A 24,906-nucleotide genomic window follows, 5' to 3' on the forward strand; every position below is an offset into this window, starting at 1 on the left:
CCAGCACCTTGCCGTAGGCGATCCCCGCCATCCCGCCCAACTCCCCCCACAAGGTGAGCCACGCCACAAAAGGCGCCAGGTAACACGGGGTTCACACAAGGGCAACGGACGGGAAATCGCCTGTTGACAGGCTGCCCCGCAGATCGGCGCGGCACCCAGAGCCGCGGCATCGCGGCACCGAGCGTGCGCCCGAACCACCCCGGAGGAAGTGGCCCCGTGACCTTCAAGGCTGAGTACATCTGGATCGACGGCACCGAGCCGACGGCCAAGCTGCGTTCCAAGACGAAGATCATCGCGGGTGCTCCGGCCGGTCTCGACACGCTGCCGATCTGGGGCTTCGACGGCTCCTCCACCAACCAGGCGGAGGGTCACGCCTCCGACCGCGTGCTGAAGCCGGTCTTCACCTGCCCGGACCCGATCCGCGGCGGCGACGACATCCTGGTGCTGTGCGAGGTCCTCGACATCGACATGACGCCGCACTCGTCCAACACGCGTGCCGCGCTCGCCGAGACCGAGGAGCGCTTCGGCGCCCAGGAGCCGATCTTCGGCATCGAGCAGGAGTACACCTTCTTCGACGGCACCCGTCCGCTCGGCTTCCCGGAGAACGGCTTCCCGGCTCCCCAGGGCGGCTACTACTGCGGTGTCGGCGCCGACGAGATCTTCGGCCGCGAGGTCGTCGAGGCACACCTGGACAACTGCCTCAAGGCCGGTCTCGGCATCTCCGGCATCAACGCCGAGGTCATGCCCGGCCAGTGGGAGTTCCAGGTCGGTCCGCTCGCCCCGCTGGAGGTCTCCGACCAGCTCTGGGTCGCCCGCTGGCTGCTCTACCGCACCGCCGAGGACTTCGGCGTCTCCGCCACCCTCGACCCCAAGCCGGTCAAGGGCGACTGGAACGGCGCGGGCGCGCACACCAACTTCTCCACCAAGGCCATGCGCGAGGGCTACGACGCGATCATCACCGCGTGCGAGTCGCTCGGCGAGGGCTCCAAGCCGCTGGACCACGTCAAGAACTACGGCGCCGGCATCGACGACCGCCTCACCGGTCTGCACGAGACCGCCCCGTGGAACGAGTACAGCTACGGCGTCTCCGACCGCGGCGCCTCGGTCCGCATCCCGTGGCAGGTCGAGAAGGACGGCAAGGGCTACATCGAGGACCGCCGTCCCAACGCCAACGTCGACCCGTACGTCGTGACCCGCCTCCTGGTGGACACCTGCTGCTCCGCCCTGGAAAAGGCCAACCAGGTCTGACCCCACCGCACCACCCCGGACGGGCGCCCGCTGCCACAGCGGGCGCCCGTTCGCGCGTTCCGGCGACGGCGCCCAGCCGACACACCCCGGCCGCCCGTCCATCCTGCGGCCCGGCTGCCCTGTCATCCCGCCGTCCCCGCCGCGCCCTGCCGCCACGCCACCCCGCACCACCCCACCGTCCAAGGACTGAGACGCCCCCCGCAGTCCGCCCCCGCCCCCAGCGGCGCATCCGCACCCCGTCCCAGGTGAGCGGCGGTCGATTCCGGCCAACCAGGCGTCCGATCGGTGAGAGACGGCTCCTGTCCGGCGGCCGGTTCTGCTTCAATGGGCACATGGCCAGCTTCCAGCAGAGCAACGCGACGGGTCGCCATGACCTCGAGCCGTTCTGGCCTTCCCGTCAGCACGACGACTTCGACCGGGTGTGTTGCCGCGCGAGCAGCGCGCGGGCCTTCTGAAGCCGTAACCCCGGCCTCCAGGCACCCGCGCGGTACGACGAACGTCCCGAGGCGCGCCCGACCACGAATCGCGGCCGTCGCCCTGTCCGACGCACTCCTCGCGCGAAAGAGCTGACCTCTCATGGCGACCCATCGTCCGCAGTCCACCGCCACCCCCCTCGCCGCTCCCCCGGCCCCCGCCCCGGCACCCCGTTCCGCCCCGCTCCCCGCGAGCGGCGCCCGGCACCGGCTGCGCTCCGTCGACCGGGACGAGGCATGGGCGCCTGCCCACCCGACCGGCGCCGGGCACCCGGCCACCGTCGCGGATCTACTGCCGCCGGGGGCCACCTGGCTGCCCGCCCCGCCGCACACCCTGCCCGACCTCCCCGGCCGGCCTCCGATGATCGGCTACCTGGTGCTCGTACCGGCCGACCAGCGCCCCCCGTTCGCCCCGGTCGCGGTCCCCGACCGGCCCGCGTCCGCCGAGGGCGGCGGTCCGCTGGTGCGGATCGACTCCGCGCGCCGTACAGCCTCCGTGGAGGGGCGCGAACTCGACCTGACCTACCTGGAGTTCGAGCTGCTCGCCCACCTGGTGGCGCATCCGCACCGGGTGCACACCCGCGATCAGCTCGTCACCACGGTGTGGGGGTACGGCCATGTCGGCGACGGCCGCACCGTCGACGTGCACATCGCCCGGGTCCGCCGCAAGCTGGGCATTCACCGGCACACCATCCAGACGGTGCGTCGCGTCGGCTACAAGTACATTCCGCCGACCGGGAGCTGAGCGGGACCCGAGCGGGACCCAACCGGCAGCCGAGCGGGAGGAAATCTCAACTCCCGCTGCTCAGAGGGCATTTCATGCCCCCACTCGGGGTAGTCCTCTGAATTATTTGTGAGAAGGCTGAACACCTCTGAGGCGGCGTCCGTATGGATGGACGCCGCTTCACTCCTGTCGGGCGCCTCGATGCTGCCCCGCAAGGAAGTCAGAGGAGTTCCATGGGAAGCAACACACGTAAACGCCGTACGCCGCTGGCTGTGAAGGTCACCGCAGCATCGGCGGCCCTAGCGCTCGGTGGGGGCGGGCTGATCTGGGCGAACTTCTACGCCTCCGCGCACGAGGCGAACAACGGGGGCAAGTGGGGAGGCAACTCGACCAAGGCCGCCGCCGCCCAGGTGGCGACCATCTCCTGCCCCGACGTCGGCCAGAAGCTCACCAACGTGCCGAACCAGGCCCGCAAGGACGTGGACGGCGAACTGGCCAACCTGGACCGCCAGATCACCGAGGCGTACCAGCGCCTGGCGACCACCCGCGACGCCCAGACGCGCGACGCGAGCTTCGTCCAGAACACGATCCTCCAGCCGCTCAAGGAGCGCCGCCAGAACATCCTGGACCGGATCAAGCTGGAGATCACCCGCGTGGGCGGCACCGCCCCGGGCGATCTGGACACCCTCGCCAACTGCACCGGCACGCCCGCCAGCCAGACCACCCCCGGCGGCCAGAACGGCGGCCAGAACGGCGGACAGCAGCAGGGCGGCCAGAACAACGGCGGCCAGGACCAGAACGGCCAGCAGAACGGCGGCCAGAACAACGGCGGTCAGCAGCAGGGCAACGGCGGCCAGCAGGGCAGCATCGGCGGTCAGGCCGGCAACGGCCCCGTCGCGGCCGACTTCGTGGACATCACCAAGGTCCAGCCGAACGTCAAGGCCAAGCCGCGCAACAACCGCAACGCCTCGCGGGGCACCTTCACCACGCGCTGCGGTGTGAACGCCAACAAGAACCACAACACCGACAACGTGATCGTGGCGCCCGGCGTGAAGAACGGCGCGCACCACCTGCACGACTACGTCGGCAACCAGAAGATCGACGCGTTCGCCAGCAACGACACGTTCCTGCAGGGCGGCACGAGCTGCCAGAACAAGAACGACCTGTCGTCGTACTACTGGCCGGTCGTCCGCGTCCAGGACGGTTCGCAGGACTTCGACCAGAACAGCGACGGCGGCGGCAAGGAAGGCAACGTCGGCAAGATCCTGACGCCGGTCCAGGCGCAGATCAAGTACGTCGGCAGCCCCACCGGCAAGGTCGTCGCGATGCCGCAGTTCCTGCGGATCATCACCGGTGACGCCAAGACCACCACCAACGGTCTGGCCAACGCCAACGCGCACTGGAGCTGCACCGGGTTCGAGAACAAGGTCCAGTTGACCGAGCAGTACCCGGTCTGCCCGCAGGGCAGCAAGGTCGTGCGGACGTTCGCCTTCCAGAGCTGCTGGGACGGACAGAACACCGACAGCGCCAACCACCGCACCCACGTCGCCTTCGCCGACGCCAACGGCAACTGCCAGAACGGCTTCAAGGCGATCCCGCAGCTCACGATGCGCCTGGTGTACAACATCACGCCGCCCACCCTGGCCAATGGCCAGGTGAAGAACGCGTACGCCGTCGACGGTTTCCCGGAGCAGTTGCACAAGGCGGCGACGGACCACGACGACTTCATCAGCATCACCCAGGGCAATCTCGCCAACAAGATCGCCAACTGCGTCAACCGCGGTCAGAACTGCTCGTGATCCCCTGATCCCCCCACCCGGGGAGCACGAGTAGAGGCCGGTGACGGGCCCCACCCCGTCACCGGCCTTCGTCGTGTCCCGCCCCCTGGGGGGCGTCTCCTCCAGGCGCTCAGCCGGTGTGCGCGTGGTGGTCCGTGCCCACCTCCAGGTCGCCGCCGAGCGTCCCGCGCAGCGCCTTGACCGTGCCGTTCTCGCCCACGGCCACCCACTTGCGGCCGACGAGGTAGAAACCGCCGTAGTCCTTCGCGTCGTTGATCCACTCGCGCTGTCCGCGGTCGGTGGCGAAGGTGGCGAGGACAAACTTGCCGTCCTTGTTCTTGCACAGCGCCTGGCGGATCTCGTCGGCGTCGGTCTGCATGTCCGGGGTGCACTTGACCTCGGCGGCCAGGCTCTCCAGGCTGCCGGTCGCCGTCACCGGCACCTTCTTCTCCTGCTGCCCGGACCCGCAGCCCGCCAGCGCCAGTACGGCCACAGCGGCACCCGCCACGGCGAGCGCCGCCCTCGTCACCTTCATCTGCCCTGCTCCTCCGGTCCTGGTACGCCCACATGCCGCACGGAGCCCCCGGCGCGGGGGCCCGCACCGACGGATACGGCTGCGGGCGCCGCACCGCTCAAATCCGGTGCGAAAGCGGATCACTTGTGCGAGGGTGACGCGGTGAACAAGGACTGGGAAGAGCGCGTGAACACCCTGTGGGCCGGCTTCGCGGACCGCCCCGAGGAGGAGGCTCCGGCCTTCCGCGCCGAAATAGCCGCGTTGACCGCCGAGTTGCCGGAGGGCAGCCCGCTGGGCCCCTTCGAGGAGGCGTGCGCCTGGGACTCCACCGGTCACTCCGACAAGGCGGTGCCGCTGTACCGGGAGGCGCTGGAGCGGGGGTTGCGCGAGGTGAGCCCGTACCGGGGGCGCCGGACCGCGATCCAGCTCGCCAGCTCGCTGCGCAACACCGGGCACCCGGAGGAGGGCGTACGCCTTCTCACGCCCGAACTCGACTCGCACTCGGACGAGTTGGACGACGCCGTGCGCGCCTGTCTCGCGCTGTGCCTGTCCAGCCTCGGCCGGGACCGCGAGGGACTCTCCCTCGTGCTCGGCGCGCTCGCCCCTCATCTGCCGCGCTACCAGCGGTCGATGGGGAACTACGCGCGGGCGCTGGTGCCGTAGTCACCCACCCGGCGGTAACCCGCGGGCGTTTCGCTCGTTCTCCCCGATGTGCAGTCACAGGATGTAGCCCAGCGTCACGCAGCCACCCACGGGTCCCGGGGACCCGCCGCCGATGTCGAGCAGGCCGAGGCCGCGCTCGTCGAGCACTATCCGCGGCTGGTCCGGCTCGCCTATCTGGTGCTGCCGCCCGGACTCGGCCGTGGGCGGCGCGTGCTGACCGCCCACGCGCTGGCCCAGCGGGCGCTGCCCACCGGGCGCAAGCAGCGCTCCCTCATCCCGGCGCAGGCGTCCGGGCGGGACGGCGACCCGGCGTACGGCTTCGTGCGGGAGCGGGTGCTGCGCTCCGCGCTTGAGGCGTGCCGACCGCGCAAGGGGCTGCCCAAGCGCTCCCAGTTGCCCGCACTGCTGCCCCGGGCGTGGGGGCTCAGGCTCTTCCCGCGCTCCGGCGGCGCCGCCGAACTCGCCCTGGAGCAGCGGCTGTCCGCGCTGTCCGCCCCCGCCCGCGCCGCCTATGTGCTGCGCGGTCTGGAGGGGCTCGCGGACGGCGACGTGCGCAAGATCCTCAAGTCCGCCGGGGTGACCCGCGTGGAGTCGGCGCTGTCCGAGGCGAACGGCGTCCCCGCGCAGTACGGGCTGCTGTCCTCCCCGGAGTTCGACGCCTGTTCGCTCCAGGCGCGCCCCACCGATCTGATGCGGCGCCGTCAGCACACCAAGGCGGCGCTCGCGGCGGGCGCCGCGCTCCTGGTGTGCTGCGCGCTGGTGGCGATGCCGGGCGGCGGCTGGGGTCCCGAGGGCGCCGCCGCGCCGTCGTACGCGTCCAACCCCGCCGCCGAGGCGGCCCTGGACCCGGCCAGGCTCACCCGGGTGACCCCTGCCGCCTGGAAGACCTCGGCGCGCACCGACTTCTCGGTGTGGCCCGCGCGCGGTCCGCTCACCGGTGACAAGGACCTGCTGCGCCGCGCGCTGGCGGTCTGGGCCCGCCCCGGCGCCACCGTGCGCGTCTCGGCGACCCCGGGCACCCAGACCGGCGGTCCCGCCGGACCGCCCCAACTGCTGTACGCGGGGCAGGTGGATGCCGCCCGCGTGGTGATCCTCTACGACGGTCTGCGCATCGCCCGCTACGCCGAGCCGGTGGACGGCACGGAGGGCGCCGCCCTCGACTTCGCCCGGGTGGACGGGGCGGGCCGCGCCGAGGCGAGCGCGCTGGTGCTCGGGCGTGCGGACGGCAACGTCCGCTATCTGACGGCGCCCTGGGTGAAGAAGGCGACCGAACGCGACCTGACCAAGCCGGAGTCGGCGCCCCATGCGCTCACCCTCACCGACGGCGTGACCTCCCCGCTGGCCAGCCCCGCACTGCGGACCGGGAGTTGCACCTCGTGGAGCGTGCTCGAGTTGACCGACGGCACCGGCTCCCGGCTCGCCACCGATCTCGGTGAGCTGGTCCCCGCGCACCTCACGGCGGGACGTCCGGGCTCGCCGCAGGAGGCGTCCGGCGCCGAAGGGCTGCGCGACTGGGCGCCGTTCGCCTGTTCGCTGGGTGCCGAGCGCTCGGCGGGTATCCGCGAGGTGAACGCGTGGGCGTACGCCGAGCAGGCGCTGCCGGACGCGGGCGGGAACGGCACCTGGGTGTGCACCCGGGCGGAGACCTGGCGCGGCGACGGCACGGCGGCGCTGGCGCAGTTCCGTACGCCGGGCGGGGCTGCCGGGGCGGTCGTGGCCAAGGCGACGGACACCGCGGCGTGCGGTCCGCGGGAGCCGCGTGTGCTGGCCGGGGTGCTGTGGAAGTCCGGTACGGGCTCCTGGTATCTGCTCGCGGCGGGCAGCGAGGACGTGGCGTCGGTCCGTTCGACCGGCGGGGTGAAGGCCGAGGGGACCGGGCGTCTGCTGGCTGCACCCGCCGAGCGCGGGGCGCAGGCAGACCTCAAGGGCACGCTGGCGAGCGGGCGGGAGATCAGCGGGCTCGGGTGAGCGGGCCCGCGCGCTTGCTGACGGAGGAGTCAACAAGCTCTGTCCCAGGGGTTCTCACGCGGCTCGCGCCTCAGTACATTGACGCCATGTCTAACAAGCAGGCCGGGCCGGTGGAGTCCGAGCGCGTCGCGCTCAAGGCCCGCAACGTGTCCTTCTCCTGGGCGGACACCCCGCTGCACTGGGTGCCCGGCGACCCGTTCACCACGCACACCATCAACGTGCTGCATCTGCTGCTGCCCGCGGGCGAGCGCTGGTTCGTGCACGTCTACAAGCAGGCGCTGCCGCTGATCGGGGACGAGCGGCTGCGCGAGGACGTCATCGGGTTCATCGGGCAGGAGGCGATGCACTCCCAGGCTCATGACGAGGTGCTGCCGCATCTGCGCGAGCAGGGGCTCGACCCGACGCCGTACACCGCGCAGGTCGACTGGTTCTTCGAGAAGCTGCTCGGGGACCGCACCCTGCCGCCGGGCCGGGCGCGGCGCTGGTGGCTGCTTGAGCGGATCGCGCTGATCGCGGCGATCGAGCACTACACCGCGTTCCTCGGCGACTGGGTGCTCAACGCCGCCGAGCTGGACCGCAAGGGCGCCGATCCGACCATGCTGGACCTGCTGCGCTGGCACGGCGCGGAGGAGGTCGAGCACCGCTCGGTCGCCTTCGACCTCTTCGTGCACGTGGACGGCGACTACCGGCGCCGGGTGCGGACCTGGGCGCTGGCGTTCGGGGCGCTGATGTTCCTGTGGCAGCGCGGGGCGCGCTTCTTCATGGAGAACGACCCGACGCTGGTGGACGGCAAGGCGTCGTTCGCGGAGTTCTACCGCAGCGGTCGCCGGGGCACGCTGCCCGCGACGGGCGCCCTGCTGAAGTCCATCCCGCGCTACCTCAGCCGCGCCTACCACCCCTCCCAGGAAGCCTCCACCGCGCAGGCGGTCGCCTATCTGGCCACCTCCCCCGCCGCCCTGGCGGCCGAGCAGCACGAGAAGGAGGCGTCGTGACGCCGAAGCCCCGCACACTCCTGCTGCTCGCGGGCGGTGCCGCCGCGCTGCTGACCCGGCGGGCGCTGCGTCGCCGGGTGAAGAACTCCCCGCTGTGGCCACTGCCCGCGCTCGACCCGCCGATCTCGGGGCGTCCGCGCACGGGGGCGCTGCGGCTGCTGCTGACCGCGCGGGAGGAGGTCGCGGACGGTGTGGTGCGGCTGCGCCTGGAGGGCGACGGGCTGCCGGTCTGGGAGCCGGGCGCGCATCTGGACCTGGTGCTGCCCTCGGGTCTGGTGCGGCAGTACTCGCTGTGCGGCGACCCGGCGGACACGACCTCGTACGCGGTGGCCACGCGGCTGGTCGCGGACGGGCGGGGCGGCTCGCGCGAGGTGCACGAGCAGTTGGCGGAGGGGATGGAACTCCAGGTGCGCGGACCGCGCAACCGCTTCCCGCTGGTCGAGGCGCCCGCGTACGTCTTCGTGGCGGGCGGGATCGGCATCACCCCGGTGCTGCCGATGCTGCGGGCGCTGCCCGAGGGCGCCGAGTGGCGGCTGCTGTACTGCGGGCGGTCGCGGGACTCGATGCCGTTCCTCGCGGAGGTGGAGAAGCTGGCGGGCGACCGGCTGACCGTGGTCGCGGAGGACGAGGACGGACGCCCCGACCTCACCGCGCTGTTCGCGGACACCGCGCCCGGCACCGCGGTCTACTGCTGTGGCCCGGAGGGGCTGATGGACGCGGTGGAGGAGCGGCTGCCGGAGGGCGCCACGCTGCACCTGGAGCGGTTCGCGCCGCGTACGACAGCCGGGGGCGACAGCACGTTCGAGGTCGAACTGCGGCGCAGCGGACGGACGGTGACCGTACCGGCGGACTCCACCGTGCTGGCGGCCGTACGGCGTGAGCTGCCGGACACCGTGTTCTCCTGCGAGCAGGGTTTCTGCGGGACCTGCCAGCAGCGGGTGCTGGAGGGCGAGGTGGACCACCGCGACGAGCTGCTGACCGACGCGGAGCGCGGGGACTCGATGCTGATCTGTGTGTCGCGGTCCCGGGGTGAACGTCTGGTGCTCGACATGTGACGGAAGTGCGCGCCTCGATGCGGAACCGGATCGTCCAACTACCGGTTCCGATCGGTAAGGTGGGTGCATGAGCACCGGGGTTCGCCGCAGGATGGGCGTCGAGGAGCGACGGCAACAGTTGATCAAGGTCGCGCTCGATCTGTTCAGCCGCCGTTCGCCCGACGAGGTCTCCATCGACGAGATAGCGTCGGCGGCGGGCATCTCCCGCCCGCTGGTCTACCACTACTTCCCCGGCAAACTCAGCCTGTACGAAGCCGCGTTGAAGCGTGCCTCGGAGGATCTGGCGGGGCGGTTCGTGGAGCCGCTGGAAGGTCCGCTGGGGCTGCGGCTGCTGCGGGTGATGCGGCGCTTCTTCGACTTCGTGGACGAGCACGGTCCCGGCTTCTCCGCGCTGATGCGCGGCGGTCCGGCGGTCGGTTCCTCGGCGACCAACGCCCTGATCGACTCGGTGCGCCAAGCCGCCTACGAGCAGATCCTCACCCACCTCGGCATCGAGGACGTGGAGGCTGCTCCCCCGCGCCTGGAGCTGGTGGTGCGCTCGTGGATCTCGCTGGCGGAGTCCACCGCGCTGATCTGGCTGGACGGTCGGCGGGTGCCGCGCGCCGAGCTGGAGGTCCAGCTCGTGGACGACTTCGGGGCGCTCGCCGCGGTGAGCGCGGCGCGGGACGCGGAGATGGCCGCGCTGGTGCGGTCCCTGGTCAAGGACGAACCGGCCGACGGTCCCTTCGCGGAACTCGCCGGCCGGCTCATCGCCCTGGCGTCCTGAACGCCCCTGCCGTTTACCGGGTGAAGACGGCCACGGTCCGCGCCGGGACACTGAAGGTGCCCGAAGCAGCCCGGTAGCTCGCGGACTTGACCATCTGGTCCGACCCGGACGCCTGCACCGGGTGCAGCCGGTAGTGCTCGCCCGCGAGCGCGCTCACCTTCTGCTCCTGGCGCTCGGGCGTGGCGTTGAACACCACGACCAGGTCACCGAGTTCCATGGTGATCACGCCGGGCGTCTCGTCCTTGCCGGAGAGCGGGAAGGCGAGCTTCCGCTGCACCTGGTCCGCCGTGGCGAGCGAGAACGCGGGCTCGGTGGTGCGGATGCGCAGCAGATCGCGGTACGCCGCCGAAGTCCCGGTGATCTGCGGGCAGCCGACCTTCACCTTGGTCAACAGGGGAGCGGCGTAGGGCCACTTGTCCTTGTTGTCCGCCGCCGGGGGCAGTCCCCGCCCGAAGCCGTTGCCGTCGGCGCAGTTCCAGTGGATGGCGTTGAACCAGTCGCCGCTGTCGAAGGAGTTGCGGTCGAGCGACTTCGAGCGCAGCAGGTCGGTGCCCGCCTGCGAGAGCGCCGGACCCTGGGAGAGGGCGGCGGTGGCCATCGCGAGGACCTGCATCCTGGCCCGGTCCGACGCGCTGGTCTTGGCGGGCAGCTTGTAGGCGAGGGCGTCGAACAGCGACTCGTTGTCGTGGGCGTCCACATAGGCGAGCGCGTCACCGGGGGCGTCCGCGTATCCGGCGGGGGCGCCGTTGTAGTCGATCCCGGCGCCGGTGACCTCCTTGCCGTCGGTGCCGGTGAAGCGGTACTTAGCCAGGTTGCCGCTCAGACCCACCTTGATGAGGTCCTGGTAGTGCAGAAGGCGCGCCTTCTGCTCGGCGGGAGTGCCGTTCTCCTTCGAGGAGTTGGGGTCGGTGTACAGACCGGAGGCGAAGCCCTGGACGCCGGGGTCCTCGTCGAAGGGGCTGCCGCCGCGCACCGCGTCACGGGCGCGGTCGGAGAAGGTGGCGATACCGGTCCCGGCCATGTTCTTCTGCGTGGCCTGGACGAAGCGCGCGTCGTCCGCGACCTCGCCGAAGTTCCAGCCCTCGCCGTAGAGGATGATCTTCTTGCCGTCGACGCCGTCCTTGGCGAGAGTCAGCCCGTCCAGCGCCTTGCGCACGGCGAGGATGTTGGCCTTGGGGTGGTGCCCCATGAGGTCGAAGCGGAAGCCGTCGACCTTGTACTCCTTGGCCCAGGTGACGATCGAGTCCACGACGAGCTTGCCCATCATGGCGTTCTCGGTCGCGGTGTTGGCGCAGCAGGTGGAGTTGGCCACGCTGCCGTCCGCGAGGAGCCGCTGGTAGTAGCCGGGCACGACCTGGTCGAGCACGGAGGTGTCGGCCTGGCCGCTGGCGGCGGTGTGGTTGTAGACGACGTCCATGACGACCCGCAGACCGTCCTGGTTGAGCCCCTGCACCATCTTGCGGAACTGCACGGTGCGCCCGGTGCCGTCGGGGTCGGTGGCGTACGAGCCCTCGGGGACCGTGTAGTGGTACGGGTCGTAGCCCCAGTTGTAGGCGTCCTTGGCGGCGGTCTTCGCCACGCACTCCTGCTGCTTGTCGGAGTCGGCCGGGTAGGCGGCCAGGTCGCAGCCGGGGACGGCCTGGTCGGTCTTCTTCTCGGGGATGGTCGCGATGTCGAACGCGGGCAGCAGGTGCACGTAGGACGTGCCCGCCTTCGCCAGTGCGCGCAGGTGCTTGGAGCCGTCGCTGTTCTTGTCGGTGAAGGCGAGGTAGGTGCCCCGGTCCCCCGCCGGGACGGTCTTGTCCGCCACCGAGAAGTCCCGGATGTGCAGCTCCTGGATCTGCGCGTCCCGCAGCGGCACCGCCTTGGGCTTCTGGAGCCCGGTCCAGCCCTTGGGGGCGAGCGAGCGGTCGGCGAGGTCGACGACGAGGCTGCGCTCGGAGTTCGCGGTCAGGGCGACCGAGTAGGGGTCGGTGACCTTGTTCGTCACGATCTCGCGGACGCTGGGCGCCCACACCTTGACCACGTACCGGTAGGACCTGCCCTTCCAGGACGCGGGTCCGGTGACGGACCAGACGCCGGTGGCGTCGTCGCGGCGCATGGTCTTGAGCGAGCCGTCCAGCTCCAGCGCGACGCTCTGGGCCGTGGGCGCCCACACGGAGAGGGTGGGCTTGCCGTCGTGGAAGACCGGACCGAGCTTCGCCTTGGTGGCGCCCGGGTACAGGTCGTCCAGGGCTCCGGCGATCTGCACCCCGGTCGCGGCGAGCACGGCGCCGTTGCCGGCGCGCTGGGAGGCGACGAGCTGACCGGTGAGCGCCTCGCGCACCCGGCTCCGGTCGCGCGGGTCGACGGACCAGGCGGTGTAGTCCTTGAGGTACGGGAACTTCGCCTTCTGGGCGTCGGTGAGGCTCGTCCTGTTCAGCCGCAGCCAGCGCTCGTCGTCGCTCGTCAGGGCGCCGTCCTTCACGGCGATGGAGCCGTCGTGGGAGGCGAGCAACTGGGTGGAGGCGGCGCCGTCCACGCCGTTCCAGGCGACGGTGTCCCGGTCGATCCAGACCGCCTTGGAGGTGGTCAGGTCGAGCGCGGCAGCGCTGCCCTTCGGCTGCGGGAGCAGATAGGTCTCCTGGCCGTTCAACAGCCACACCTCGTGGCCGTTCGCGGTGAGGTCCAGGGACTGGTCGGTGGGCAGATCCTTGTCGTCGCCCTTGTGGATGATGTAGCTGAGGCTGGTGGCACCCTCGGTGAGCGGCACCTCGTAGACCGCGCCATAGGCGTCAGTCTTCACCGGCTGCAGGGGCTTCGACCAGTCGGTGGGGTTCGCGGCGCCCGTCCAGACGTGCAGACCCCAGCCGTCGTAGTTCCCGTCGGCGCGGTGGTAGTGCAGGACGGCCTTGGTCTTGTCCTGGGCGGGCTGGTCCGGGTTCTCGGTGAGGACCTCGGGCTTGCCCTGCTGCAGCCAGACCTCACCCGTCTTGGTGACGTCGATGGACCGGTCGGCGGACACGTCCTTGTCGCCGTTCTTGTCGACGACCAGGAAGCCGACGTTCGAGGCGCCCGGCTTCAGCTTGACCCAGGCGAAGGCGCCGTAGGCGTCGCGTCCGGTGAAGGGGTGCCCGGCGGGCCAGGTGGTGGACTCGCCGTCGGCGAGGTCGCCCCAGGCGTACAGACCCCAGTCGGCGTAGTCGCTGTCGGCGCGCTTGTAGTGGACGACCACGTAGTCGCGCGAGGAGGCCGAGGGCGTCTCGGGCGCGGCCGGGGTACCGGTGGCGGAGGCACCCTGAGCGCTCGCGGTGCGACCCGCGGAGTCGATCACGACAGCCTTGTAGCGCAGCGCGGTACCGGCGGGCACGTCCTTGCCGATGCTCTGGGTGACCTTGTACGGCGCGTGGTCGGCCGAACCCAGCGTCTTCCAGGGTCCGTTGCCGACCTGGGCGGCGAAGACGACCCGGTTGAGCTGCCCGCCGTCCACATCGGCGCCGATCTCGACCGTGCCGGTGGCACCGGCGGCCGGGGCGGTCAGGGTGAGCGTGGGCTTGGCAGCGGGAGCGGCGAGACGGCCGCCGGCCTTGTAAACGACGGCGGACTCGGGCGGGACGGTGAGCGTGAGCTTGCGGTCGGCGTCCGTCTTCACCGTGCCGTGGGCGCCGTGGAGACCCCGGTATGTCATGCGAGCCGAGCCGGTCGTGAAGGAGGCGGACTTCGCCTCACCGGCGTTGTTGACGGCGACGACGTACTCGGCGCCGGTGCGGGCGTCCGTGCGGGTGAAGGCGTAGATCCCGGCGCCGTCGGCGGCGTAGCGCTCGGTCTGCACGCCGTCGGTGAGGGCGGGGTTTGCCTTGCGGAGCCGCGCGAGGGCGGCGATGTCCTTGTAGAGCGGCGCCTTGGTGTCGTAGGAGTCGCTCGCGTGGGTGCGGGTGGTGCCGATCTCGTCGTCGTCGAGGTAGTCGGCGACCTTGGAGGCGAACATGGTCTGGCGGGCGTCCTTGTCGCCGCCGGAGCCGGTGAAGCCCTGCTCGTCGCCGTAGTAGACGACCGGGTTGCCGCGGCTGAGGAACATCAGTTCGTTGGCCAGCTTGTCCTTGCGCAGGATCTCGGCGTCGGACGCCTTCGGATTGTCCTGCTTGAGGAAGTACCCGATGCGGCCCATGTCGTGGTTGCCGAGGAAGGTGACCTGCTCGTAGGCGTTGGCCTTGTCGGTCGTGTACTTGTAATCGTCCCCGAAGACGCCCGCGAGCTTCTTGGCGCTCGCGCCCTGGGAGGCGTAGGCGCGGGCGGCGTCCTGGAAGGGGAAGTCGAGGGTGGCGTCCAGGCGTCCCTGGGTGACGTACGGGGAGGTCACCGAGGTGTCGGCGGAGTAGACCTCGCCGAACATGAAGAAGTTCTTCCTGCCGTGCGCGGCGGCGTACTTGTCCAGCGCGGTGGCCCACTGGGTCCAGAACGGCATGTCGACGTGCTTGACCGTGTCGATGCGGAAGCCGTCGACCGCGAAGTCCTTCACCCAGCGCTGGTAGATCTTCTCCATGCCGGTGACGACCTCGGGACGCTCGGTCCACAGGTCGTCCAGACCGGAGAAGTCGCCGTACTCGGCGGACTCGCCCGCGAAGGTGGAGTCGCCCCGGTTGTGGTACATCGTCGGGTCGTTGAGCCAGGCGGGGACCTTGCTCTTACTGGTGACGACGGGGGTGCGCGGGAAGGACGAGGTGTCCACGGCGGGGAATGTCTTCCGCCCGTCCGCGTAGTCGGAGTCGTCGAAGGGGCGGCCGTCCTTGGTCAGATAGGGGAAGGCGCCCTTGGAGAGGTAGTCCTGGGACTTCTCCTTGTAGTCCACGACGTCGGCGGTGTGGTTGGTGATGACGTCGAAGAAGACCTTCATGCCCTTGCCGTGGGCCTTGGATATGAGGTTCTTCAGGTCGGCGTTGGTGCCGAAGTGCGGGTCGACCTGGGTGAAGTCGGTGATCCAGTAACCGTGGTAGCCCGCCGAGGCGTCGTCGCCGGTGCCCTGCACGGGGCGGTTCTTGAAGATGGGGGCGAGCCAGATGGCGGTCGTGCCGAGACCCTTGATGTAGTCGAGGCGGTGGGTCAGACCCTTGAGGTCGCCGCCCTGGTAGAACCCCTTGTCGGTGGGGTCGTAGCCGGTGCTCATGCGCGAACCGGTGAGCCCGCCGCGGTCGTTGCCCTTGTCGCCGTTGGCGAAACGATCCGGCATGACGAAGTAGAACTGCTCGCGGGTGTCGTCGTGCCGGGCCGGCTGGGCGGCCAGGGTCGCGTCCGACGGGGGCGCGGGCGGGGCTGCCGCGTGTGCCGCCAGCGGCGGTACGAGGGCGGCGGCGAGGGCCACGGCGACGACGGCCGCCGCTCTCCTCCGGACGGGGGTGCGGCGCGCTGGGCGCGCCTGCCAACTCGGTCTCACGGGCACAGACTCCTTGCGCTCACGGCTCGTTCGGGTCCGGCCCCTGGACACGGCTTCGTTGCCGGACGCCGCGCGACCGTACCGCCGCCGCAAGCCTTGCTGCAAGACTCTTGAAACCCGAAGAAAGAAATTTCATCGCTGAACGACGGACGAACCGCCCGTATACGACGGGCGGTTCACCGGTGAAGCGTTCAACGGGCGTTTCGGGGAACCCGCGTTCAGCAGCTCGACTTGCCCGCGTACAGCGCGAGCGCGGTGTTGGCGCCGAGCGTGGCCGTGAACTGGCCGCTCGAATTCACCGTCACGCTCGTGTTGTTCTGCACGTTGCAGTACGTGCCCGCCGCGAGCGAGGTCTGGTAGGTGCGGGTCAGCGAGGAGGTCTCGTGGTTGATCGCCACGTAACCCTTGTTGCCGCGTCCGAAGGCGATGGCGTCGTTGCCGTTGTCCCACCAGTTGGAGACCGCCTGTCCGCGTGTGGCGTTGCGGAAGGCGACCATGGACTTGATCTCCGGCCAGGCGTGCTGGCACTTCCAGCCGTCCTGCCAACAGGCGTTGACCTTGCCGTTGTTGGGCGGTCCCGCGTCCACGTCGGACCACTCGTAACCGGAGTTGATGTCCGGCGCGCCGTAGGGGTACGCCAGCATGAAGACGTTGGCCAGCGTGTAGTTGGCGCCGTCCTTGTAGTTGAGGGTGCTGCCGTTGCGCTCGGTGTCGTGGTTGTCGACGAAGACACCGGCGACCGAGCTGCTCATGTACCCCCAGCCCTCGCCGAAGTTCTTCAGATAGGCGAGGTTCTCGTTGTTGAACACCCGCTTCAGGTCGTAGGCGTAGCGGAACTCCTGGACGTCGCCGTTGCCGGTGTACTCGGTGGGCTGGACCGCCTCGCCCGCGCCGTAGATGACCTCCTGCTTCCAGTACACGGACGGGTTGGTCAGGCGGGACTTGATGTTGGCCAGGTCGGCGGCGTCGATGTGCTTGGCCGCGTCGATGCGGAAGCCGTCGACGCCGAGGGAGAGCAGGTCGTTCATGTACCCGGCGATGGCCCCCCGGACGTACTCCTCGCCGGTGTCCAGGTCGGCCAGACCGACGAGTTCGCAGTGCTGGACGTTCCAGCGGTCCTGGTAGTTGCTGACCTGGGAGGTGCAGTCGTCGAAGTCCGGCGGGGAGTACAGACCCGGGTAGTTGTACTTCGTGTACGACGAGCCGCCGGTACCGGTGCCGCTGCCCGCCGACATGTGGTTGATCACGGTGTCGGTGACGACCTTGAGACCGGCCGAGTGACACGTGTCGACCATGTTCTTGAAGGCGGTGCGGTCGCCGAGCCGGCCCGCGATCTTGTAGGAGACGGGCTGGTAGGAGGTCCACCACTGCGAGCCCTGTATGTGCTCGGCGGGCGGGGAGACCTGGACGTAGCCGTATCCGGCGGGACCGAGGGTGGTGGTGCACTCGCGGGCGACCGAGGCGTAGTTCCACTCGAAGAGGACGGCGGTGACGTCCTTGGTGCCGGGCGGGGACGCCTGCGCGACAGTCGGGTACATGCCAACCGACATACCGAGCGACACCGCTGCCGCGAGGGCGAACGCCGTGGGGAGGGTTCTGCGTGCCATGTGGGGGTTCCTTCGTCGTTGAAGGCTTGAAGGCGCTTGCTGAAACATTTCAGCAAACTTGCGGTGACGCAGATGTTAAAGGCCCGCCGCCTGAAAAGGCAGCGGGCCGAGGGAAGTTGATGCAAGAACTTTTCGTAAAGGCCGTCAGGCCGTGGTCCACCACACCGTGGTGTCCGCCGGGAGGGTCGTCTCCGTGCCGGTCGCCGTGACCTCGCCGCTGGTCAGCAGGACGCGGCCGGGGGACGGGACGGTCACCGGGGTGGTCGTGGTGTTGGCGGCGCAGACGAACTCGCCGCGGCGGAAGGACAGGACGCCGTCGGGGGCGGGCAGCCACTCCAGCGACTCGCCCGCGCCGAGCGAGGGGTGCTCGCGGCGGGCGGCGAGGGCGGCGCGGTACAGCTCCAGGGTCGAGTGCGGGTCGCCGGTCTGCGCCTCCACGCTCAGCTCGCCCCAGTTCGCCGGCTGGGGCAGCCAGCTCCCTCCCGTGCCGAAGCCGTACGAGGAGCCCGTGCGGGTCCACGGGATCGGCACCCGGCAGCCGTCGCGGAAGCCGTCCTGGCCCGCGCCGCGGAAGTAGGCGGGGTCCTGGCGCACCTCGTCGGGCAGGTCCACCACGTCGGGCAGACCCAGTTCCTCGCCCTGGTAGAGGTACGCCGAGCCGGGCAGCGCCAGCATCAGCAAGGTGGCGGCGCGGGCGCGGCGCAAGCCCAGTGCGCGGTCGCCCTCGGTGCGGATCTGGGTGCCGAGCCCGGGCGGGTTGGCGAAGCGGGTGGCGTGCCGGGTGACGTCGTGGTTGGAGAGCACCCAGGTGGCCGGGGCGCCGACCGGGCGCATCGCGTCCAGGGTGCGGTCGATGACCACGCGCAGCTCGTCGGCGTCCCAGTCGGTGCTCAGGTACTGGAAGTTGAACGCCTGGTGCAGCTCGTCGGGGCGGACGTAGTGCGCGGTGCGCTCGACGGTGGGCGTCCATGCCTCCGCGACGAAGATGCGGTCACCGGCGTATTCGTCGAGGACCGTGCGCCACTGGCGATAGACCTCGTGCACGCCGTCCTGGTCGAAGAACGGCATCACGTCGTTGCCGAGCAGCTTGAGCTGGTCGTGGTCGCCGAGGTCCGGCAGACCTTCCGCCTTCACCAGACCGTGCGCCACGTCGATGCGGAAGCCGTCCACGCCCATGTCGAGCCAGAAGCGCAGGATGGAGCGGAACTCGTCCCCGACCGCCGGGTGTTCCCAGTTGAAGTCGGGCTGCTCGGGCGCGAAGAGGTGCAGATACCACTCCCCGGGCGTGCCGTCGGGCTCGGTGACCCGGGTCCAGGCGGGACCGCCGAAGATGGACTCCCAGTCGTTGGGCGGCAGTTCGCCGTTCTTCCCCTTGCCGGGGCGGAAGTGGTAGCGCTCGCGCAGCGGCGATCCCGGACCCTCCGCGAGCGCCCGCTTGAACCACTCGTGCTGGTCGGAGGAGTGGTTGGGCACGAGGTCCACGATGATGCGAAGACCAAGACCGTGCGCGTCGCGGATCAGCGCGTCGGCGTCCAGCAGGTTGCCGAACATCGGGTCCACGGCGCGGTAGTCGGCCACGTCGTAGCCCGCGTCCGCCTGCGGGGAGGCGTAGAACGGGCTGAGCCAGACGGCGTCCACGCCGAGGTCGCGCAGATACGGGAGTCGGGCGCGTACGCCTTCCAGGTCGCCCATGCCGTCGCCGTTGCTGTCGGCGAAGCTGCGCGGATAGACCTGGTAGATCACCGCGCCGCGCCACCAGTCGCGGTGCTGGGCGACGGTGGCGACGGCGGTTTCGTCGGCCGGGGCTGCGAGGTGCTGCTGGCTCATGGCGTCCTTGGTGCGTGACGAGGTTCGGTTCGTAGGCGTGGGGTGCGGCGGGGCTGCCTCAGCCCTTGGTGCCGCCCGCGGTGAGGCCGGTGACCAGGTTCTTCTGCACGAGGTAGAAGAACACGGACACGGGTATCGCGATCAGCACCGCGGTGGCGGCCATGTAGTTCCACTGCGCGTCGTGCTCGCTGACGAAGGTCTGCAGACCCACGGCGAAGGTGTACTTGGAGTCGTCCAGCATGAAGGTCGTCGCGAAGGCGACCTCGCTGACCGCCGTGATGAAGTTGTAGAAGGCGGCGACGGCGAGCCCGGGGCGGGCCAGCGGCAGGATCAGCCGGAAGAAGGTGCCGAACGGGGTGAGCCCGTCCACCCGCCCCGCCTCGTCGATCTCGAAGGGGATGGTGTCGAAGTACCCCTTGAGCAGCCAGGCGCTGTACGGCACGGCGGTGGTGCAGTTGATGAGGATCAGCGCCCAGTAGGTGTCGATGAGACCCAGCTCGCCGAAGATGTCGTACATCGGCACGATCAGGATGGCGATCGGGAACGCCTGGGTGAGCAGCAGGACCCACATGAGCTGCTTGTAGCCGGGGAAACGCATCCGGGACACGGCGTAGCCGGTGGTGGCGGCGACGAAAACGCCGATGACGGTGGTGCCGAGCGCCACGATCAGCGTCGACTTGAACCAGTCGAAGAAGCCGCTGTGCTGGAGCACGTAGGCGTAGTTGGAGAAGTCCGCGGTGCTCAGGATCTTGCGGGGGTGGAGATAGGCGTCCTTGTCCGGGCCGAGGGACAGGAAGAACAGCCAGGCCACCGGGGCGAGCGCGATCAGGCTCGCGAGGATCAGCCCGGCGTGCAGCAGGGCGCTGCCGAGGGGCCCGCGCTCGCCGCGCCGGCGGACCGCGCGGGCGGCCGGGACGGCGGCGGGCGTGCTGTTCCCGGACTTCTCGACGAGGGTCGTGGTGCTCATGGCGGCGGCTCCTGCGGCGTCAGACGGCGAGCTGGTCATTGCGCTTCAGCCAGCGGAAGTAGAAGGAGGTGAAGACGGTGAGGATCGACAGCAGCAGCACGCCGTAGGCGGCGGACTGGGCGAAGTCGCGCGGCTGCTGTCCGAAGCCGAGCTGGTAGGCCCAGGTCACGAGGATCTGGGCGTCCGGCGCCGAGGTCTTGCCGAACAGCAGGAAGATGATCACGAACTGGTTGAAGGTCCAGATCACGCCGAGCAGGATCACGGTGGAGCTGACCGAGCGCAGTCCGGGCAGGGTGACGTGCCGGAAGCGCTGCCAGGCGGTCGCGCCGTCCATCTCGGCGGCTTCGTAGAGCGTGGAGTCGATGGACTGGAGCCCGCCGAGGAGCGAGATCATCATGAACGGCACACCGCACCAGGTGTTGACCATGATGGCGGCGAACCGCTGCCAGAAGGAGTCCTCCAGCCACTCGGGCTGGGGCAGATGGAGCGCGCCGAGCACCTGGTTGAGCACACCGCCGTCGGCGAGCATGATCCGCCAGGAGAAGACGGTGACGAAGGTCGGCACCGCCCAGGGCAGCACCAGGAGCACCCGGTAGAAGGTGCGTCCGCGCAGCTTCTGGTCGAGCATCATCGCGAGGCCGAGCCCGATGACGTAGTGCAGGGTCACACAGGCGACGGTCCACACGACGGTCCACAGGAAGTGCGACCAGAACCGGTCGTAGGCGGTCGGCCCGAACAGGATGTCCTTGTAGTTGTCGAGCCCGATGAACTTGTACGTGGCGTCGATGTGGTTGACGCCGATCGTGCGCGCCGAGTTGAGGCTGTTGGCGTCGGTGAGGGTGAGGTAGACACCCCGCACCAGCGGGTAGCCCACCAGGACACCGAGGACGACGACGACCGGGGCGATCATCGCGTACGCGTACCAGTACCGCTGGTAGCCGTTCTTCAGGCGCTGCGCCAGCCCGGGACGGGGCGCGCGCTCACCTCGGCGTTCGCCGGTCGCGCGGTCGATGGCGACTGTCATGGTTCGACACCTTCTGGAAAGTTCGGGTACGGGCCGGGACGCGCGGGGCGCCGTCCGGTGACCGCCGGACCCTCCCCATCCCCCACGGCGAGGAGGGTCCGGCGGTCACGCGGGCTCACTTGCCGAAGCCGGGAACCAGCTTGGCGATGGCCACTTCGGCGTTGCCGAGGCCCTTGTCCAGCGACTCCTTGCCACCGGCGACCTTGGGCAGCTCGGTGTCCAGCGGACCCCACAGGGAGCTGTACTCCGGCAGCGCCGGGCGCGGCTGGGCGGCGGAGAGGACGCCCTGGTAACCGGCGATGCCCGGGTCCGCCTTGACCTGGTCGGTGTAGGCGTCCGTGCGCGTGGGCAGCGTGGAGTTCTTGAGCGCGATGGTCTCCTGCGACTTGGCCGAGGTCATGAAGTTCACGAACTTCAGGGCCGCCTTCTGGTGCGCCTTGTCGGAGCCGGCGTAGACCGAGAGGTTGTGACCGCCGGTCGGGGCGGCCGCCTTGCCGGTGGAACCGGCCGGGACGGTGGCGATGCCGAGGTTGCCCTTGTCCTTGAACGCCGAGCCCTTGTAGAAGTTGGTGATCTCCCACGGACCCTGGACGATCGAGGCGACCTTGCCGTTGACGAACGCGTCCTGGATGTGGGCGTAGGCGTCGGCGGTGGCGTCGGCCTTGTGCAGACCCTTGCCGGAGAACAGGCTCAGCCAGGTGCCGTAGCCCTTCTTGGCCGCGGCGGAGTCCACGGTGATCTTCTTGGCGGAGGCGTCGACGGTGTCGGTGCCCTCGCCGTAGAGGAAGCACTGCGCGTAGTACGCCTGGGTGGAGCCCCAGTAACCGTCCACGCCCGTCTTGGACTTGACCTTGGCGGCGTCCTTCTTGAGGTCGTCCCAGGTCTTGGGCGCCTCGGTGATGCCGGCCTTCTTGAACAGCGCCTTGTTGTAGACGAACGCGAGGGTGTCGGTGACCAGCGGCACGCCGTAGGTCTTGCCCTCGTACTGCGCCTGCTTGATCAGGTTCGGCTCGAACTTCGCCTGGTCGGCGAGGGCTTCGGTGCCGTCCAGCGGCAGCAGGTAGCTCTTCTTGGCGAACGTGGGGGTCCAGCCGACCTCGGAGCGCAGGATGTCCGGGGCGCCCTGGGAACCGGCCGCGGTGTCGAACTTGTTCTGCGCCTGGTCGAAGGGCACGTTGACGTACTTGACCTTGATGCCCTTGTTGGCGGCCTCGAACTGCTTGATGAGGGCCTTGTAGGTCGGCGCCTCGTTCGTGGCGTTGGAGGTGTCCCACCAGGTGACGGTCACCGGTCCGCTGGACTTGCTGTCGCTGTCGCTCCCGCCGCACGCCGTCGCCGTGAGGGCGAGGGACGCCACGAGCGCGGAGGCCGCTATGCCACGCCGCATGAGTTCTCCTTGAGGGTGAAAGCCCGAGTTTGCAGGAGCGGCCCCGTCTGCCGCCGCCTGCGACTTGCCGACTGCGCCATTGCCGCGGCCGGGCGACTGGGAACGTAACAGCGATGCAATCCTGGCGAAAGACCTTGCAGAAAAAAAGTGCAAGAACGCCGTGGGGTTACCGTGTCGTGACCTGCGCCAGACCTTGTCGAAATACTGGTCTTACGCCGGTGGGAGGGTTGACGGACACTTGTGCAAGACTCTGCAAGCTCTTGCCGCAGGGTGTCGCCGCCGGGATCATCCCCTTGCGGCCGTGCGCCGGGGAGACCCTCCGGCGGGCGAAGCGATGAGATTCCCAGAGGGACGAGGAGCGCGATGACGCGGCAATCCACGGCGGGCCGTTCGGCGAGCCGTGCACGACGTCCCGCCGGTGTGCAGGGCAGGCCCCGGCCGGTACAGTCCGGTGGCGTGACCACACGGCTTGCCGACATCGCAGCGCAGGCGGGGGTGAGCGAGGCGACCGTCAGCCGTGTCCTCAACGGCAAACCGGGCGTCGCGTCCGCCACCCGCCAGTCCGTGCTCGCCGCGCTGGACGTGCTCGGCTACGAGCGCCCGGTACGGCTGCGGCGGCGCAGCGAGGGTCTGGTGGGCCTGATCATCCCCGAGCTGGAGAACCCGATCTTCCCGGCGCTCGCCCAGGTCATCGGGCAGGCGCTGACCGGGCAGGGATACACCCCGGTGCTGGCCACCCAGACACCGGGCGGCTCCACCGAGGACGAGCTGACCGAGATGCTGGTGGACCGGGGGGTGGCCGGGATCATCTACGTCTCCGGACTGCACGCCGACACCACCGCCGACATGCAGCGCTACGAGCGGCTGCGCGCCCAGGGCGTGCCCTTCGTCCTCGTGGACGGCTTCTCGCCCAAGGTGCAGGCGCCGTTCATCTCCCCCGACGACCGGGCGGCGACGACGCTCGCGGTGACCCACCTCGCCTCCCTTGGTCACACCCGGATCGGGCTCGCGCTCGGACCGAAGCGGTTCGTGCCGGTGCAGCGCAAGATCGAGGGCTTCGTGCGCGCGATGCAGGAGCAGTTCGGGCTGGACGCGACGACGGTGACGACCGAGCTGGTGCAGCACTCGCTGTACACCCTGGAGGGCGGTCAGGCGGCGGCGACCGCGCTGATCGGGCGCGACTGCACGGCGATCGTCTGCGCGAGCGACATGATGGCGCTCGGCGCGATACGCGCGGCGCGGCAGCTCGGTCTGGAGGTCCCGCGCGACGTCTCCGTGGTCGGCTTCGACGACTCCCCGCTGATCGCGTTCACCGACCCGCCGCTGACCACCGTCCGCAAGCCGGTCCCGGCGATGGGGCAGGCGGCGGTGCGTACGCTCCTGGAGGAGATCGGCGGGACGCCCGCGCCGCACAGCGAGTTCGTGTTCATGCCGGAGCTGGTGGTGCGCGGCTCGACCGCGTCGGCGCCGGGGCGTGGCGGTTCGGAGCGCGGGCACTAGCACAAGGGGGCTGCGCACGCAGAACATGCGTGCTGGAACCCGCCTTGGGATGATCAGTCAGGCACCCTTTGTCTGGCAGACTCGGTGGCTATGAGTGACTCGACCGTGACAGACCCGGAAGGTCGCGAGAAGGTGACCGTTCCGCGGACCGTCACGGGCGAGCGCGCGAGGAAGGTGCGGGAGCGGCTGCGCCGTCGTCCCGGGCGCCCCCGGCTGTGGTTCGAGATCCTGCTGACCGGGGTGAGTTACTGGGTCTACTCCCTGATCCGCAACGCGGTCCCGGAGCAGAAGACCGAGGCGCTGCGCAACGCCGACGGGATCTGGCGCCTTGAGCACCATCTCGGCATCGCGGTGGAGGCGTCGGTCAACCACGCCGCCGACGCGGTGACTTGGCTGATCATCGCCATGAACTACTACTACGCCACGCTGCACTTCGTGATCACGATCGCCGTGCTGGTGTGGCTCTACCGCTGGCATCCCGGGCGCTACGGCGCCGCCAGACTCGTCCTGTTCGCGACCACGGGCGTGGCCCTGCTCGGCTACTACCTGTTCCCGCTCGCCCCGCCCCGCCTGATGCGCGGCGGCCACTTCACCGACACGGTCATGGTCCACCAGACCTGGGGCTCGATGGCCTCCGGCGACCTCAAGCACATGTCCAACCAGTACGCGGCGATGCCGTCCATGCACATCGGGTGGTCCCTGTGGTGCGGGCTGACCGTCTTCGCGCTGGCCTCGGTCCCGTGGGTGCGCGTCCTGGCGCTCCTCTACCCGGTGGCGACCCTGGTGGTGATCGTCGCCACCGCCAACCACTTCTGGCTGGACGCGGTGGGCGGCGTGGTCTGCCTGTCCTTCGGGTTCGGGGTGGCGTGGCTCTGGTACGGGCGGCTGCCGGGGGCGCTGCCCCGGAGGGCGGACGACGGGGCGGACGACGGGGTGGAACGGGCGCCGGACGCGGGTACGACGCCCCGGTCCGGAGCCGGGTCCCGGTGACTCGGTCCGCGGC

At 70.0% G+C, this 24,906-nt stretch carries 18 protein-coding genes; 11 read left to right on the forward strand and 7 right to left on the reverse strand.

The features are described 5' to 3' along the window. Positions 1 to 216: 216 nt before the first annotated feature. From glnII to IF655_RS08690, 4 genes are all read left to right on the forward strand, one after another. Entirely contained in the window at positions 217 to 1,248 is a 1,032-nt protein-coding gene (gene glnII / locus IF655_RS08680) for a glutamine synthetase (protein WP_199583526.1), read from the forward strand. Between the two features lie 332 nt (positions 1,249 to 1,580). After that, complete coding sequence (locus IF655_RS31450; protein WP_277952664.1) at positions 1,581 to 1,703, forward strand: hypothetical protein; 123 nt, start codon at positions 1,581 to 1,583, stop codon at positions 1,701 to 1,703. Positions 1,704 to 1,824: 121 nt separating this feature from the next. Beyond that, complete coding sequence (locus IF655_RS08685; RefSeq protein ID WP_199583527.1) at positions 1,825 to 2,466, forward strand: winged helix-turn-helix domain-containing protein; 642 nt, start codon at positions 1,825 to 1,827, stop codon at positions 2,464 to 2,466. Between the two features lie 212 nt (positions 2,467 to 2,678). Then, a complete protein-coding gene (locus tag IF655_RS08690; protein WP_199583528.1) occupies positions 2,679 to 4,244 on the forward strand; it encodes a DUF1996 domain-containing protein in 1,566 nt (521 codons plus the stop codon). Between the two features lie 109 nt (positions 4,245 to 4,353). Here IF655_RS08690 and IF655_RS08695 read toward each other — a convergent pair whose 3' ends face one another. After that, complete coding sequence (locus IF655_RS08695; RefSeq protein WP_199583529.1) at positions 4,354 to 4,758, reverse strand: hypothetical protein; 405 nt, start codon at positions 4,756 to 4,758, stop codon at positions 4,354 to 4,356. Between the two features lie 141 nt (positions 4,759 to 4,899). Between IF655_RS08695 and IF655_RS08700 the strand changes: the two genes are divergently transcribed. The 5 genes from IF655_RS08700 (at position 4,900) to IF655_RS08720 (ending at position 10,181) form a co-directional block, all read left to right on the forward strand. Then, positions 4,900 to 5,400, forward strand: coding sequence for a tetratricopeptide repeat protein (locus IF655_RS08700; RefSeq protein WP_199583530.1), 501 nt, complete (start codon positions 4,900 to 4,902; stop codon positions 5,398 to 5,400). Between the two features lie 48 nt (positions 5,401 to 5,448). After that, positions 5,449 to 7,368, forward strand: a complete 1,920-nt coding sequence (locus IF655_RS08705; protein WP_199583531.1) for a hypothetical protein — start codon at positions 5,449 to 5,451, stop codon at positions 7,366 to 7,368. Positions 7,369 to 7,454: 86 nt separating this feature from the next. Next, complete coding sequence (locus IF655_RS08710; protein WP_199583532.1) at positions 7,455 to 8,360, forward strand: metal-dependent hydrolase; 906 nt, start codon at positions 7,455 to 7,457, stop codon at positions 8,358 to 8,360. Continuing rightward, positions 8,357 to 9,415 (forward strand): PDR/VanB family oxidoreductase, encoded by a 1,059-nt coding sequence (locus tag IF655_RS08715; RefSeq protein WP_199583533.1) that lies wholly within the window; start codon positions 8,357 to 8,359, stop codon positions 9,413 to 9,415. Before IF655_RS08710 ends, IF655_RS08715 begins: the two co-directional genes overlap by 4 nt. Before the next feature lie 67 nt (positions 9,416 to 9,482). After that, positions 9,483 to 10,181, forward strand: coding sequence for a TetR/AcrR family transcriptional regulator (locus tag IF655_RS08720; protein WP_199583534.1), 699 nt, complete (start codon positions 9,483 to 9,485; stop codon positions 10,179 to 10,181). 13 nt (positions 10,182 to 10,194) lie between these two features. Here IF655_RS08720 and pulA read toward each other — a convergent pair whose 3' ends face one another. The 6 genes from pulA to IF655_RS08750 form a co-directional block, all read right to left on the reverse strand. Next, positions 10,195 to 15,591, reverse strand: a complete 5,397-nt coding sequence (pulA, locus tag IF655_RS08725) for a pullulanase-type alpha-1,6-glucosidase (RefSeq protein WP_199583535.1) — start codon at positions 15,589 to 15,591, stop codon at positions 10,195 to 10,197. Between the two features lie 218 nt (positions 15,592 to 15,809). After that, positions 15,810 to 17,198, reverse strand: coding sequence for an alpha-amylase family protein (locus IF655_RS08730; protein WP_199583536.1), 1,389 nt, complete (start codon positions 17,196 to 17,198; stop codon positions 15,810 to 15,812). A 144-nt stretch (positions 17,199 to 17,342) separates the two neighbouring features. Next, positions 17,343 to 19,025, reverse strand: a complete 1,683-nt coding sequence (locus IF655_RS08735; RefSeq protein WP_199583537.1) for a glycoside hydrolase family 13 protein — start codon at positions 19,023 to 19,025, stop codon at positions 17,343 to 17,345. Between the two features lie 58 nt (positions 19,026 to 19,083). After that, positions 19,084 to 19,992 carry a sugar ABC transporter permease gene (locus IF655_RS08740; RefSeq protein ID WP_199583538.1) on the reverse strand — a complete coding sequence of 303 codons (909 nt, stop codon included), beginning with the start codon at positions 19,990 to 19,992 and terminating at the stop codon, positions 19,084 to 19,086. A gap of 19 nt (positions 19,993 to 20,011) precedes the next feature. Beyond that, positions 20,012 to 21,016, reverse strand: coding sequence for a carbohydrate ABC transporter permease (locus IF655_RS08745; RefSeq protein ID WP_199583539.1), 1,005 nt, complete (start codon positions 21,014 to 21,016; stop codon positions 20,012 to 20,014). 115 nt (positions 21,017 to 21,131) lie between these two features. Then, positions 21,132 to 22,403, reverse strand: coding sequence for an extracellular solute-binding protein (locus IF655_RS08750; protein WP_199583540.1), 1,272 nt, complete (start codon positions 22,401 to 22,403; stop codon positions 21,132 to 21,134). A gap of 456 nt (positions 22,404 to 22,859) precedes the next feature. Between IF655_RS08750 and IF655_RS08755 the strand changes: the two genes are divergently transcribed. Together IF655_RS08755 and IF655_RS08760 are read left to right on the forward strand one after the other, a co-directional pair. After that, positions 22,860 to 23,903, forward strand: a complete 1,044-nt coding sequence (locus tag IF655_RS08755) for a LacI family DNA-binding transcriptional regulator (protein ID WP_307814890.1) — start codon at positions 22,860 to 22,862, stop codon at positions 23,901 to 23,903. Between the two features lie 90 nt (positions 23,904 to 23,993). After that, complete coding sequence (locus IF655_RS08760; protein WP_242488625.1) at positions 23,994 to 24,893, forward strand: phosphatase PAP2 family protein; 900 nt, start codon at positions 23,994 to 23,996, stop codon at positions 24,891 to 24,893. Positions 24,894 to 24,906: the final 13 nt, after the last annotated feature.

It is taken from the genome of Streptomyces sp. DSM 110735 (genome assembly GCF_016482685.1).
GTDB lineage: Bacteria > Actinomycetota > Actinomycetes > Streptomycetales > Streptomycetaceae > Streptomyces.

Coding starts and splice junctions, on each gene's coding strand:
- IF655_RS08685 (WP_199583527.1), top strand. CDS start 1,825: ATGGCGACCCATCGTCCGCAGTCCACCGCCACCCCCCTCGCCGCTCCC.
- IF655_RS08750 (WP_199583540.1), bottom strand. CDS start 22,403: ATGCGGCGTGGCATAGCGGCCTCCGCGCTCGTGGCGTCCCTCGCCCTC.
- IF655_RS08710 (WP_199583532.1), top strand. CDS start 7,455: ATGTCTAACAAGCAGGCCGGGCCGGTGGAGTCCGAGCGCGTCGCGCTC.
- IF655_RS08730 (WP_199583536.1), bottom strand. CDS start 17,198: ATGGCACGCAGAACCCTCCCCACGGCGTTCGCCCTCGCGGCAGCGGTG.
- IF655_RS08695 (WP_199583529.1), bottom strand. CDS start 4,758: ATGAAGGTGACGAGGGCGGCGCTCGCCGTGGCGGGTGCCGCTGTGGCC.
- IF655_RS08720 (WP_199583534.1), top strand. CDS start 9,483: ATGAGCACCGGGGTTCGCCGCAGGATGGGCGTCGAGGAGCGACGGCAA.
- IF655_RS08740 (WP_199583538.1), bottom strand. CDS start 19,992: ATGAGCACCACGACCCTCGTCGAGAAGTCCGGGAACAGCACGCCCGCC.
- IF655_RS08760 (WP_242488625.1), top strand. CDS start 23,994: ATGAGTGACTCGACCGTGACAGACCCGGAAGGTCGCGAGAAGGTGACC.
- IF655_RS31450 (WP_277952664.1), top strand. CDS start 1,581: ATGGCCAGCTTCCAGCAGAGCAACGCGACGGGTCGCCATGACCTCGAG.
- IF655_RS08745 (WP_199583539.1), bottom strand. CDS start 21,016: ATGACAGTCGCCATCGACCGCGCGACCGGCGAACGCCGAGGTGAGCGC.
- IF655_RS08735 (WP_199583537.1), bottom strand. CDS start 19,025: ATGAGCCAGCAGCACCTCGCAGCCCCGGCCGACGAAACCGCCGTCGCC.
- IF655_RS08690 (WP_199583528.1), top strand. CDS start 2,679: ATGGGAAGCAACACACGTAAACGCCGTACGCCGCTGGCTGTGAAGGTC.